This window comes from Ruminobacter amylophilus, assembly GCF_900115655.1.
In the GTDB taxonomy this organism is placed as follows: domain Bacteria; phylum Pseudomonadota; class Gammaproteobacteria; order Enterobacterales; family Succinivibrionaceae; genus Ruminobacter; species Ruminobacter amylophilus.
Genome location: NZ_FOXF01000001.1, coordinates 54,823 through 68,543, shown reverse-complemented (window position 1 = coordinate 68,543; position 13,721 = coordinate 54,823). Strand labels below are relative to the sequence as shown.

10 protein-coding genes are annotated in these 13,721 nt (G+C 42.2%); 5 read left to right on the top strand and 5 right to left on the bottom strand.

All coding sequences use genetic code 11. From position 1 onward, the window contains the following. Nucleotides 1-416 precede the first annotated feature (416 nt). The 4 genes from malQ to BMY80_RS00230 all read left to right on the top strand — a co-directional run bounded on the left by malQ (nucleotide 417) and on the right by BMY80_RS00230 (nucleotide 7,481). Complete coding sequence (gene malQ, locus BMY80_RS00240; protein ID WP_031579026.1) at nucleotides 417-2,615, top strand: 4-alpha-glucanotransferase; 2,199 nt, start codon at nucleotides 417-419, stop codon at nucleotides 2,613-2,615. A gap of 377 nt (nucleotides 2,616-2,992) precedes the next feature. Continuing rightward, the gene (gene glgB, locus BMY80_RS00235; RefSeq protein WP_031579025.1) at nucleotides 2,993-5,179 is read left to right on the top strand and encodes a 1,4-alpha-glucan branching protein GlgB; all 2,187 of its coding nucleotides are present in this window, start codon (nucleotides 2,993-2,995) and stop codon (nucleotides 5,177-5,179) included. Nucleotides 5,180-5,187: 8 nt separating this feature from the next. Further along, the gene (locus BMY80_RS12480; RefSeq protein ID WP_245730010.1) at nucleotides 5,188-5,763 is read left to right on the top strand and encodes a GlgX family protein; all 576 of its coding nucleotides are present in this window, start codon (nucleotides 5,188-5,190) and stop codon (nucleotides 5,761-5,763) included. Continuing rightward, on the top strand, nucleotides 5,685-7,481 hold the full coding sequence (locus tag BMY80_RS00230) for a glycogen debranching protein (protein WP_342741902.1): 1,797 nt from the start codon (nucleotides 5,685-5,687) through the stop codon (nucleotides 7,479-7,481). Before BMY80_RS12480 ends, BMY80_RS00230 begins: the two co-directional genes overlap by 79 nt. A gap of 110 nt (nucleotides 7,482-7,591) precedes the next feature. On the opposite strand, the gene sppA is transcribed toward BMY80_RS00230, so the two are convergent. From sppA to BMY80_RS00205, 5 genes are all read right to left on the bottom strand, one after another. Beyond that, nucleotides 7,592-9,451: a signal peptide peptidase SppA gene (gene sppA / locus BMY80_RS00225; RefSeq protein WP_093139826.1), complete on the bottom strand. Its 1,860-nt coding sequence runs from the start codon at nucleotides 9,449-9,451 to the stop codon at nucleotides 7,592-7,594. A 286-nt stretch (nucleotides 9,452-9,737) separates the two neighbouring features. Beyond that, the gene (locus tag BMY80_RS00220) at nucleotides 9,738-10,277 is read right to left on the bottom strand and encodes a TetR/AcrR family transcriptional regulator (RefSeq protein WP_093139823.1); all 540 of its coding nucleotides are present in this window, start codon (nucleotides 10,275-10,277) and stop codon (nucleotides 9,738-9,740) included. A 19-nt stretch (nucleotides 10,278-10,296) separates the two neighbouring features. Then, the gene (locus BMY80_RS00215; protein ID WP_218140297.1) at nucleotides 10,297-10,905 is read right to left on the bottom strand and encodes an efflux RND transporter permease subunit; all 609 of its coding nucleotides are present in this window, start codon (nucleotides 10,903-10,905) and stop codon (nucleotides 10,297-10,299) included. Between the two features lie 75 nt (nucleotides 10,906-10,980). Then, a complete protein-coding gene (locus BMY80_RS00210) occupies nucleotides 10,981-11,178 on the bottom strand; it encodes a hypothetical protein (RefSeq protein ID WP_093139818.1) in 198 nt (65 codons plus the stop codon). Between the two features lie 300 nt (nucleotides 11,179-11,478). Continuing rightward, nucleotides 11,479-11,748, bottom strand: a complete 270-nt coding sequence (locus BMY80_RS00205) for a hypothetical protein (protein WP_093139816.1) — start codon at nucleotides 11,746-11,748, stop codon at nucleotides 11,479-11,481. Between the two features lie 502 nt (nucleotides 11,749-12,250). Between BMY80_RS00205 and guaB the strand changes: the two genes are divergently transcribed. Then, nucleotides 12,251-13,711 carry an IMP dehydrogenase gene (gene guaB, locus BMY80_RS00200; RefSeq protein ID WP_093139814.1) on the top strand — a complete coding sequence of 487 codons (1,461 nt, stop codon included), beginning with the start codon at nucleotides 12,251-12,253 and terminating at the stop codon, nucleotides 13,709-13,711. Nucleotides 13,712-13,721 lie beyond the last annotated feature (10 nt).

The following is a 13,721-nucleotide window of genomic DNA, read 5'->3' as shown; positions in this document are numbered from 1 at the left end:
ATTTTTACCGGATTAAACCGGAGGTTTTTGGTTGAATTTTCATCAAAAATGTTAAAAACGTGACTGTATTCAAAAAGTTTGAAAAATAATTTAGGAAAAATTCAGAATTTTTGAAAATTCGTAACTTTGTGATTTTGAAGGATTTTCATATTTTTATTGTATTAAATTCTTATTCAAAAAGATGTTTTGTATCTAAATAAATATTAATTAACTTTATCTGGTAACGGTTTCTTAAAAAATAAAAATTTCAAATTACATAGTATAGTATATATATCAGTAATAATTATATTGTATTTATTTATGAATTTTTGCTAAAAAATGAAAGTAAATATTAAAATTTAACTAACAATTTTTCTCTTTTCTGATAAAATATTACCCATTAACAAATGATAACCTATTTTAGTTGGGAATATTATATGGCTAATCTAATTGAACAAATTGCTTATGCTCGCGGTATCGCCAGTGAATACATTGACGCAAGCGGTCAGAAAGTAATTATCTCTGATGAGTGCAAACTTCAGTGTCTCAAGGCTCTCGGTTACAATGTTGATGACCAGGAAGCTCTTGCTGAACAGTACAATGCAGAACAGGATGCTTTATTCGTAAGCGGTACTGAACCTGTATTCGTTACTACTGAAAACAAAGCAATTGAAATCACTGTAAGACTTACAGATAATGAATCAAACAATGAGATTGAGTATCTTGTTGTTCAGGAAGATGGCGTTAAGTGTCAGGGTAAATTCTACATTGATAAGGGTACCCGTGCTTATTCTCGCACTGTTAACGGTGTTGAGTACGTTGAATATAAGACTAACTTAATCGTTGCTTTACCATTAGGTTATCATGATGTAACTTTCAAGACCTGCGAAAGAACATTTGAACCAATGCGTCTTATTATTTGCCCTCGTTCATGCTACAAGCCTGAAGAAATTCTTGCCGGTAACAAGGTATGGGGTCCAAGTGTACAGTTATACGCATTAAGATCTGAAAAGAACTGGGGTATCGGTGACTTCGGTGACCTCAAGGATCTCATTATCAATCTTGCTGAAAACGGTGCTGGTTTCGTAGGTGTTAACCCAATTCATGCTGCTTATCCGTCAAATCCGGAATCAGCAAGCCCATACAGCCCTTCATCACGCAGATGGCTCAACGTAATCTACATCAATCCTGAAAATACCTTCGAATTCAAGAACAACGAATCTGCTCAGAAGCTTGTTCATTCTTCAGAATTCCAGAAGAAGCTCAGTGAATTACGTAAGGTAGACTACGTTAACTATACTGAAGTTATGAAGCTTAAGCTTGAAGTTCTGCGTAAGCTCTTTGAAGAACAGAAGGCTCTGTTCGACAACCGTACCATCAGAGGTAAGGCTTATGCCAAGTTCAAGGAAAATGGCGGTGAATCATTAAGAGCAATGGCTCTCTACGATGCAATCATGGCTCACTTCTACTCTAACGGCGAGAACGCTTGGGGATGGCCGGTATGGAGAGACGGATTCAGAAGATACAGTGATCCAATCGCTCAGGAATGGGCAAACTTACATGACGTAGACCTGGAATTCTACATTTACCTCCAGTTCCTTGCTGACGAACAGCTCGAAGCTGCTCATCAGGCTGCAAAGGACAGCAACATGGCAGTAGGTATCTATCGTGACCTCGCTGTAGGTGTTTCTGAAGGTTCAGAAGAAATCTGGGCTAACGGTAATCTTTACTGCGTGAAGGCTTCTGTTGGTGCTCCACCTGATCCTTTAGGACCTTTAGGACAGAACTGGGGTTTACCTCCAATGGATCCTAAGAAGCTGGTTGAAAACCGCTACCAGCCAATCATTGATCTGTTCAGATCAAACATGCAGCACTGCGGTTCATTACGTATTGACCATGCCATGTCATTACTCCGCCTCTGGTGGGTACCGCCTGCAGCATCAGCCAAGCAGGGTGTTTACGTGTACTATCGCGTACATGATCTCGTTGGTATTCTTGCTCTTGAATCTCAGCGTAACAAGTGTCTCATCATCGGTGAAGACTTAGGTACCGTACCATACGAAATGAAGGCTATTCTCCGTGATGCAGGTATTCACTCATACAAGATCTTCTTCTGGGAAAAGAGTGAAACCGACGGCGGCTTCATTTCTCCAAAGGATTACGTTGAACAGGCTATGAGTGCTCTGTCTACCCATGATATGCCAACCATTGAAGGCTGGTGGAGTCACAGTGACCTTACTCTCGGCAAGCAGCTCGGTCTTTATGACGATGCCGCTGTTCAGGCTATCGGTAATGCACGTACTGAAGACCAGCAGCGTATTCTTGACAGTCTGCACTGGCATGGTGTTATCTCTGACAAGGTTTCAAGAGATGCTCACAACTGCCCGATGACTAAGGAATTACGTGACGGCATGCAGGTTCACATGTGTCTCGGCAACTGCGCACTGTTCAGTACTCAGATTGAAGACTGGTTAGGCATGGACAAGCCTGTAAACGTTCCTGGTACTTCTAACGAATATCCAAACTGGAGACGTAAGATTTCCAAGAACATCAGCGACGTGTTCAACAACCGTGAAATCAAGTCTCTCCTGAAGAAGATGACTGAAGCAAGACTCAAGGCAAGCAACAGAATGTAATTCTGTCTGAAGTCTGAATGAAAATAAACGGGAGTGTAAAAGCATTCCCGTTTTTTTTATGTAAAAATCGTATTTTTAATCGAGTCCGGATATGTTGCATTAAATGCGATTAACTGAAAATCGTTTTCATTAAAAAATGTTCAAATTATTATTGTAAATTAAATGATCTATCCGACATTATTAGATAATTTACAACATAATTTTTTTTAAAAATGTAATAATCAGAAAAAGGTTATTAATACTATAAATACTGATTTTTATAATACGACGGCAGGTCTTTCGGTTTTTACTGGAAAACCGCTCTGGTATTATGCAGGGTTTTTGATATCTGATTTTAAAACTATAAAGCAATATTGCTAAGAAACTAAGGAACACTAATGCTTATTGATGATTTGAATAATGCCAGCTTGGCAAGACCTTTTGAAACTTTTGGTTTACAAAAGAATCCTGAAGGTCAGAATGGCTTCTTTCTTCGCACCTGGCTTCCAGGTGCCATCAGCGTAGACGTTAAGTCAATCGATGGCAAGAAGAAACTTGGTACTATGGCCAGAGTGGAAGAAGACGGTCTTTTTGAGCTGAACTTCCCTAACGCAGACAAGGAATTCAATTATTTGTTTGATGTTCAGTATCAGGATTCAAAGATTCAGGTAATTGATCCGTATCAGTTCCGTAACGAAGCCTACGCAGGTCTTTCTACCATGCGCAATGAAGCTGCGAACCTGTATCGTACAATGGGTGCACAGCTGGTTGAAATCGAAGTTGAAGGCGTAAAGATCAAGGGTGTTCGTTTCGCTGTTTATGCACCTTCTGCAAGTAACGTCAGCGTAATCGGTGACTTTAACTTCTGGGATGGCCGTCGTCATCCTATGCAGAGAAGCTTAATGGGTGAATGGGTTCTGTTCGTTCCAGGTCTCGGTGAAGGTGAACGTTACAAGTATGAGCTCAAGGATCCGTTCGGTAATCGCCTGCCTCACAAGGCTGACCCTGTTGGTTTCTATGCTGAACAGTATCCTTCATTTGCATCTGTTGTTTATGATCAGACCCGTTACAAGTGGAATGACGCAGCATGGGTTGAAAGTCAGAAGAATGACAAGCTCAAGCAGGCTATCAGTATTTATGAACTTCATTTTGCATCATGGAAGCGACACGAAAACGGTGACAGCTTAAGCTATCGTGAAATGGCTGATGAACTGATTCCATATGTTAAGGAAATGGGGTATACCCACATCGAACTCCTTCCTATCATGGAACATCCGTTCTCAGGTTCATGGGGTTATCAGCCTGTAGGTCTGTTCTCTCCAACCAGCAGATTCGGTACTGCCGATGATTTCAAGTACTTTGTTGATCAGTGTCACCAGAACGGCATCGGTGTTATTCTTGACTGGGTTCCTGCTCACTTCCCTTCAGATTCACACGGTCTTGCACGTTTCGACGGTACTCCGTTATATGAATACGAAGATCCTCGCCGCGGCTGGCATCCTGACTGGAACTCATACATTTATGACTTCGGTCGTGACACCGTTCGTCAGTTCCTTGTAGCAAGTGCTCTCGTATGGCTTGATTACTACCATGTAGATGGTTTACGCGTTGACGCAGTAGCTTCAATGCTTTACTGGGACTACTCACGTAAGGCAGGCGAATGGGTTCCTAACGTAGACGGCGGTAACCACAACTATGAAGCAATCAGCCTGTTAAGATGGTTCAACGAAGAAGTTTACAAGAACTATCCTCAGTGCATGACCATCGCTGAAGAATCTACCGCATTCGCTGGTGTTTCACGTCCTACCTATACCGGAGGTCTCGGTTTCGGCTTCAAGTGGAACATGGGCTGGATGCACGATACCATTGAATACATGAAGAAGGATCCTATCTATCGTAAGTATCATCACAGCGAAATGACCTTCTCCATGATTTATGCTTATGATGAAAACTTCATCCTTTCAATTTCTCATGATGAAGTTGTACACGGTAAGCTTTCTATGCTCTACAAGATGCCTGGTGATGAATGGCAGCAGGCAGCCAACTTAAGAGCTTATATGGGCTATATGTATGCTCACCCTGGTAAGAAGCTTAACTTCATGGGTACAGAATTTGCACAGACAGCAGAATGGAACCATGACAGCCAGCTGCAGTGGTGGTTACTCCAGTTCGATAAGCATAAGGGCCAGAAGAAGCTTATCCAGGACTTAAACGCTATGTATAAGTCTGAACCTGCTCTGTATAACGCTGATTATGACAAGAGTGGTTTCATGTGGCTGGATCACAGCGATTACCAGAACAGTATTTTCGCTTTAATGCGCAGAGATGCCAACGGTGAAAATCCTATTATTGTTGTAAGTAATTTCACTCCTACAACTCATGAACAGTATCGTCTGGGTGTTCCAACTACCGGTAAATATAAGGTTATCTTAAATACAGACAGTAAGTACTACTGGGGTAGTGATTACGATCTCGGCGGCCTTGAATTTGAAGCATCTGATGTTTCATGGCATGGTCAGTATCACTCAATCGTATTAAATCTCCCTCCACTTGCTACTGTCTTTATTAAGCGTATAGGAGATTAATTTATCTTATGAGTAATGAGCATTTTGTGCTCATGTCCGGAAATGAGGCCCCATTAGGGGCCTTTGTCCGTGATGGGGGCTGTAATTTTAGTGTATGGGCGCCAGAAGCAACCAAGGTTACGCTTATTCTGTACACCGATAATGAACAGGAAATTGTTCGTTATGAACTTCCTGAAAAACATGATGGTCTCTGGTTTGGTTTTGTAAAAAACGTCAGACCGGGACAGTTATACGCCTATAGTGTTGACGGTGTTAATGATCCTAAGAACGGTTTGTCTTTTGATGCCTCAAAAATTCTGATCGATCCGTATGCAAAGAAGCTTAACAGACCTGTTGACTGGAACTACGATCTGTATCTTAATGATTCAGGTCGCTTTATCAGCAAGTCCGTTGTTGTTGACGACAATGCGTTTGACTGGCAGGGAGTAAAGAAGCCCGGCCTGACCAAGGACCGTACCATTCTTTACGAAACTCACGTTAAAGGCTTACCAAGTTACGTGATGATATTCCTGAAGAATTCCGTGGAACATATCTGGGACTTAGTCATCCGAATGTTATCAAGTATCTCAAGGATCTGGGAATAACAGCTGTTCAGGTTATGCCTGTATTTGCAAAGATGAGTGAGTCTCGTCTCGTTGACATGGGGCTTTCCAACTACTGGGGGTACAACCCTATAAGCTTCATGGCTCCTGAACCAAGCTATGCTCTTCATGATGCCGTAACCGAATTCAAGACCATGGTAAGAGAACTCCACCGTGCAGGCATCGGAGTGATTATGGATGTTGTATACAATCACACTGCTGAAGGCGGTCACGGAGGTCCTAATGTTTCTTTCAGAGGTTTTGACTGCCGTAACTATTACGTGTATGAACTGAATCAGGACAAGAGCGTAAATTATCTTGCCACAACCAACGTAACCGGATGCGGCAACAGCTTTAATGCATCAAGTGAACCCGGTTTACGCATAATTCTTGATTCTATGCGTTACTGGCTTACTGAAATGCAGGTCGACGGTTTCAGATTTGACCTTGCGGTTACCGTCGCCAGAGAAACCACTCCGTATGTATTCAATTCATTTGAAACCCACGGTACTTTCTTCAAAGCCTGTCATGCCGACCCGGTAATCAACAAGTGTATTCTTATCGGTGAACCATGGGATATCGGCGGATTCGGTTATCGTGTAGGTCAGTTCCCTTCTCAGTGGAGTGAACAGAACGACAGGTACAGAGATACCGTAAGATCGTTCTGGCGCGGTGATCAGGGAAAGATGGGGGACTTTGCAACAAGACTTCTCGGCTCAAGGGATCTGTATCCTAAGAATATTCGTTCCATCAATTCCTCAGTAAATTTTGTCAGCTATCATGACGGGTTTACTCTTGAAGACGTGGTTTCATACAATGATCGTCATAATGAAGCCAACGGGGAACACAATCGAGACGGTACGAGTAACAATATTTCCTATAACTGGGGTGAAGAAGGTCCTACCAAGAATCCTTCCATCTTAAGAAAGCGTGCACAGGTTAAGCGTAACATGCTGGCCTCACTGATGCTTTCTCAGGGTATTCCTCATTTTGTCGCAGGTGATGAAATCGGAAGAACTCAGAACGGTAACAATAACGCCTACTGTCAGGATAATGAGATCAGCTACGTACACTGGGATCTTAATCAGTCTCAGAAGAATCTTCGTGATTTCGTAAGTCTGCTGACCAGAATCCGTACAGGATCCAAGGTATTCACCGATCTGCAGCTCAAGGGAGATAATTTCAGACATCAGGCCGGTGTTCAGCATGATGTGGACTGGTATCATCCGAACGGTTCTCTTCTTGAAGACGGAGACTGGGCATCTCCGGTTTCTCAGGCTTTCATGCTGGATATAGGTGAACACAGAGAAAACGGTGAAAGATACATTATCCTGTTCAATGCCAGCCGTTATGATATCTGTTTCCATCTTCCTGATGCTGATGAAGACATGGCCTGGAGTGTAATCATGGATACATCTGAAGAAAACGGTATTCCTGATCGTTACGGCGATGAGAAGGGGCTTATTCCTGTATGCTGTTCTCTCTGCATGAAGCTGCTCAAGCAGGTTGACAAGAAACTTGTGAAGTATTCATACAAGCAGTTATCACCTGCTGTTCGCGTTAATGATGAAAGTGAATTACCAGGTTCACTCGGTGTTTCCGTAAATACCCGCATGATTGAATGCGTGGCACGTACCGTGGCGGATCACCAGAAGGAAATCGGTATTGTTCTTCCTAAGGGGATACTCTCCTCACTGTCCAGAACAAACAAGAATAAGTAATCTGATATGAATACAGCCGGATTATTCCGTTCGGCTGTTTCATTTGGATTCATCCATAATTAAAGAGGCAACCATAAGGTTGCCTCTTCTGTTTCAGTTACGTCTGTTTATCAGTAACTGATGGTGTACGGCTGAATCATAATCTGTGATTCTCTGCTTACAGCAGCCTTGACGACAGGATGTTCTCTGACGAAATCATCAACAAGCTTGAGAGCCATAGGTCTGTCATAGCGGGCAACAGCCTTTACGATAACGTTTGATACGGCGTTGACCCTGTTATCATCTTTAGGCAGAAGCTGAACCACGCGGGCATTCTTGCTTTCGGCTAGTTTTCTGGCTTCATCAAGAGCAGTGTCAAAAGAACCAATCTTATCAACGAGATTGATTTCAAGAGCCTGATTACCGGTGTATATACGGCCCTGAGCAAGTTCTTCAACTTTGGTTCTTTCCAGTTTTCTGCTGTCTGAAACCAGTCTGATGAAGTTGGCGTAGGTTTTGTTTATTTCCAGCTGAATGAGCTTTTTCTGATTTTCGGTAATAGGAGCGGTAAAGCTCAGATTGGCGTCAGGATTTGTTCCGATACCGTCTTCGTGTATACCGATTTTTTCAGTTAATTCAGAGCCGTTGAACAGCATGCCGAATACACCGATTGAACCGGTGATGGTGGAAGGCTGGGCAACGATTGTATCAGCAACCGTGGAAATCCAGTAACCGCCTGAAGCAGCCATTCCGGACATGTAAACCACAATCTTACCATTAGTCTTGTTCTTATAGTTTACCAGTGCGCTGCGGATATCTTCAGATGCGGTGACACTGCCGCCAGGAGTATTAAGATAGAGAATCAGAGCCTTGTAGTCATCCTTTGTTGCTTTCTGAATCAGAGGAAGAATATGTTCCGGAGTAAAGGTGGTAAGGTTGGAATCGTTAGGATCCTGATAGCCAATTTCCCCGAGACCGTAAATAACGCCGATCTTATCTGAACCTTTCCCTAAACTCCTTTCATTATTGACAATGCTGTTGAAATACTGTTCCGCATCGGTACTGTCGAAATCATAACCGTTCTTGTCTGAACTGTATTTGAAGTTCACCTTGTACATTTTGGAAATATGTTCATAGAAACCATTTTTGCTCATGATTTTATCTACGGCACCTGATTCCTGATAGATATTCTTGTCGAAAGGTGTCTTTTCCTCAAGAGCGATAAGATTATCGGAACCGAATAGCAGATTTTCAAGCCTGAGGTCCGGTCTGTTTTTTCTGATGACGTCGGCGTAAAGGTTCCAGAGATCAGAGGTGATAATTCCCATTTCTTCCTTTACCTGAGGGCTCATGTCGTTGCGGTTGAACGGTTCAACGGCACTCTTGTGTGTTCCTGCCTTCGGTGTGAATACAGTCAGCTCGACATTATCCAGAAAATCCTTGAAGTAAAGGTTTCTGGCATTTACGCCGACGATGGAAACCTCACCGAGTTTTGGCAGATAGATTTCATCGGCATAGCTTGCCAGAGCATAGGTTGACTGGCTGTATGAGTCAGCGTAAACGTATATTCTCTTACCTGCCTTCTGGAATTTTTCAATCGCAGGTTCGAGTGATTTGATTACGTCAAGTCTTACTGATTCTGTGTGGGACAGATCCATAACCACTGCTTCCACCTCATCGTCAGTGCTTGCATAATCAAAAATTCTTTTAAGCTGTTCAGTGTAAATATGTTCTTCATGTATTCCGTTTATGGTATTTAAAAGAACCTCTATTCTTGATTCCATTCTCGGAGCATCATAAATGGTTGAATGAACATCCACGAATACAATCTTGTTGGTTTCCGGAACGGAGTCATCTGATGTGGTTGCCAGTCCGGCCATAATGATTATGAAAAATAAAAAAATAAACAGCAGAAAAAACGCATTTATTACGAAATTGCGGACATACGTGATTATGCCCCCAATTAAATCCAGAAATTTCCAAAAACTCATTTTGTTACCATCTATTTAAACAGTTCAGATTATTCAGAGCCGGTGATGTTTTTAGAAAAATTATATAAAAAACATATACAACCGGTTACCTTCTCTGAATGAAACGCAGATATTTTATCATATCTGACATAGGTTTAATTTGCATTATGGATTTTGTATGAGAGCTGATTATTAATTTTTTACAGATCGGGATATAAAATGAAACTGATAATTACTTATTCAGTACGGTTATTTCATGTCAGACATTCGGCTGCTTCTGCAGAAGACAGCCGGATTTAAGAGATTTTTAAGAGTTGTTTTTTATGCCGCCGAGAAGGGCTCTCAGAATAATCTTTTCCATGTTTCTGGTGGAGATGTGTCCCCACAGTGATGATTCAAGAATACCAGTTACCATGCTTATGAAAACATCCGCAACGGTTCCTGCGTCAAGATCGAGAGTTATGTATCCGCGTTTCTGACCTTCTCTGAAGAACTGTTCCAGTTCATCATAGTATGAGTCGAATCTGTCGTCTCCGAACATTTCAAAAAAATCGTCACGCCCGAGAAAAAGCACGTAGGTACTGTTGTCACAATGGAATTTTATGAGTTCCTGTAGCTGCTGTCCGAAATCATCTGAGTTTCTGCCGGTGATCTTGCGCACCTCGTCGAACACCCACATGATTTTTTCCAGTATTATTTTCTGCAGATGTTCTCTGGTAGAGTAGATACGGTGAAGACTTGCCTTGCTGATTCCCGTGCTTGAAGCAAGTTCGTTCATGGTTATACCCGGATTAGGGAGCATTGCCCTTGCGAGTTTTTCCAAAAGTTCTTCTCTGTCAAAAGCCATTGTATTCTCCAAATATGCTTTACCGGGACTGCTGTTCCGTTGATTTTCCGTCAGTTGTTAATTTTCCTTTAATTATCGCATAAAGACAAGGAATAACAACAAGCGTAAGTAGTGTTGAGGTGGTCAGACCTCCGAGTATGGCGTGTGCCATAGGAGCTCTTGCCTCACCGCCGTCCCCAAGACCGACGGCTATAGGGAGCATGGCGAACATCATGGCAAAAGTTGTCATCATGATTGGTCTGAAACGGCTCTTTCCCGCATCAACCAGAGCTTCGTAGCAGTCTTCTCCCTCCTCAATTCTCTTTTTTGCAAAATCTATCAGCAGAATTGCATTTTTGGTAACCAGTCCCATCAGCAGAAGTATTCCTATGCCGGATATCATGCTGAAATTGCTGTGACACAGAATAAGTCCGAGCAGGGCACCTATAAAAGCAAGCGGAAGGGCAGCCAGTGTTTCAAGGTACTGGCTGGATACTGCTCCCTTGTCGAAAATAAGTTTGTTCCTCCGGTAGGTGGCTGAGGCGTTGTCGTAGTTAACCTGAGCCTTTCTGAGTGCGTTTCTGGCAATCATGAGATTGTTTGAAAGTTCAGTGTCGTCCGTACGTAGAAGAGCTTGTCCCTTAACCACTTTCTGACCGTTTTCAACAAAAATCTCGCTAACCTTCTCCGAATATCTGCTGCTTATTATGGCGGATGTAAGGCCTTAGACTGTTCCCGTCAGGTGCTGTACCTTCTTATAGGTCATTTCCTGTGCGGTGCCGATGTTTACTGCCACGGTTTTCAGGTTTTCGGATTCAACATATTCTTCATTGTCGCTGTTCTGATTCATAACCGCGTAAGCTATCAGAACAGAGGCTAAGACTGTCAGAACAATAGTAATTTTTTTACCTGAATTTTTCATATGAAATTCCAAAATGAGATTAAAAAGTCTTATTATGATTAAAATGGTATCATAACACCCAAAATAAGACAATGTAGTCTCGAAATATTTCAGGAGTGTAATTCAAGCAGAAGGATATTTTCTGAGAGATGCGGTAATAGAGAAAAAGTAATGAAAATGACCGATTACAGGCCTTGGACAAGGAGTGAACTGCTGGATGACTTTTCAGAAATCTCCAGTTGATGTAAATCAGATTAGGAACGGTCTGAAAATGAAAACAGGAAAGTTTCTGACTTTCCTGTTTTCTGAAATATTTTAAAATTACTGCTGGTTCTGGGGGTTTGTCACTTCAGTTGCCTTTGCATTGGCAATCTTTGCAATGTTTTCGCGGATATCAATCAGCAGGTAAACGAAATATGCTGATATTATAGTACTGATTGAACCGATTAAAAATGTAGCAAAGCCAACGATAAATCCGCTTTTGACCATGGATACCAGAGAAGCCACGATTACGAGTACTTCTAATAAGATAACTGCTATATCTACAATAACGGTGCCTGAGCTAATAATAAAATTCTTAATGAATGACATTGTATTGAATCCTTTTTTAATCAGTTTCTGAAAATCCCTGCCACCTGCCGATAATCACGGCAGGCGGTGTACACAGGGTAACTATAGTATCTTTATCTGTACAGTCAAGATTTGTTTGTTATAAATATGTTAATTTTTGAGAAAAGCAATAAAAAGAATGTATTTATAATAATATTGGGAGTGTTTTTTATGATAAAAAGACAAATCTTAAGACATATTACGTAAGAGAAATATGATTAAACTGTTTTAGTAACCATGGAAAATAAATAATTCAGCTGCTTTTCAGGTATTTGGAACGGGGGACTGTCGGTGCGGTATCAGACAAATGGTTCTGATATTAGGGGATGATTAGGATTCAACGACAGGTAAAAATTCCGCTTTGTTATGTTTTTTGTAATAAAAATGTGATTTATGATAAATTTTTCTTTACCTTTAATACCTAAATGCCTATAATATCAACGCAAAATTACCCATTAATTTAATTGATGTGAGGTTTTGCCACATGCTTAGAATCGTAGAAGAAGCATTAACATTCGATGATGTTCTCTTAGTTCCATCTCATTCAACCGTCCTGCCTAATACTGCAGACTTACGTACCAAGTTAACCGCCAATATCACTCTCAACATTCCTATGGTTTCCGCAGCAATGGATACCGTTACCGAGTCAAATCTCGCTATTGCTCTTGCTCAGGAAGGCGGTCTCGGTTTCATTCATAAGAACATGTCCATTGAAAAGCAGGCTGATGAAGTTCGCCGTGTAAAGAAGTTTGAAAGCGGTGTGGTTGTTGATCCTATCACAGTTCATCCTGAAACCACTCTGGCTGAAATCGTGGCATTAACCCATAAGAACGGTTTTGCAGGCTATCCTGTTGTTGACGACGAAGGCGACCTTTTAGGTCTCATCACCGGTCGTGACGTAAGATTCGTAACCGACCTCAGCAAGAAGGTTTACGAAATCATGACTCCAAAGGATCGTCTTGTTACCTGTCATGAAAACGAATCAAGAGAAGTAGTTCAGTCTTTAATGCAGAAGAACCGCATTGAAAAGGTTCTGGTAACCGATGCAAACTTCAAGTTAAAGGGCATGATTACCGTTAAGGACTTCCAGAAGGCTGAAAGCAAGCCTAACGCATGTAAGGATTCATTAGGCCGTTTACGCTGCGGTGCTGCCGTAGGTGCAGGTGCAGGTAACGAAGAACGTGTTAAGGCTCTGGTTGAAGCCGGTGTTGACGTTCTGCTGATTGATTCATCACACGGTCATTCTCAGGGCGTTCTTGATCGTATCAAGGCTACCCGTGAAGCTTATCCTCATATTGATATTGTTGCCGGTAACGTTGCTACCGCAGAAGGCGCAATTGCTGTTGCTGAAGCCGGTGCAAGCACTGTTAAGGTTGGTATCGGTCCTGGTTCTATCTGTACCACCCGTATCGTAACCGGTTGCGGTGTACCTCAGATTACCGCTGTTTCAAATGCTGTTGAAGCTCTTAAGGGTACTGACATCAAGGTTATCGCTGACGGCGGTATCAGATTCTCAGGTGATATTGCCAAGGCCATTGCTGCAGGTGCAAACCTCGTAATGGTTGGTTCTATGTTCGCCGGTACTGAAGAAGCTCCTGGTGAAGTTGAACTGTTCGGCGGCAGATCATTCAAGTCATACCGCGGTATGGGTTCTCTCGGTGCAATGTCAAAGGGCAGTGCCGACAGATACTTCCAGTCTGACAATGCTGCAGACAAGCTTGTTCCTGAAGGAATTGAAGCCCGTGTACCATACAAGGGACTTTTAAAGCACATCATTCATCAGCAGATGGGCGGTCTCCGTTCAGCAATGGGTCTTACCGGCTGCGCAACCATCGATGATATGCGTACCAAGGCCAAGTTCGTACGTATTACCGGTGCAGGCATCAAGGAATCTCATGTTCATGATGTTACCATCACCAAGGAAGCACCTAACTACAGAATTTAATTTGTAACAA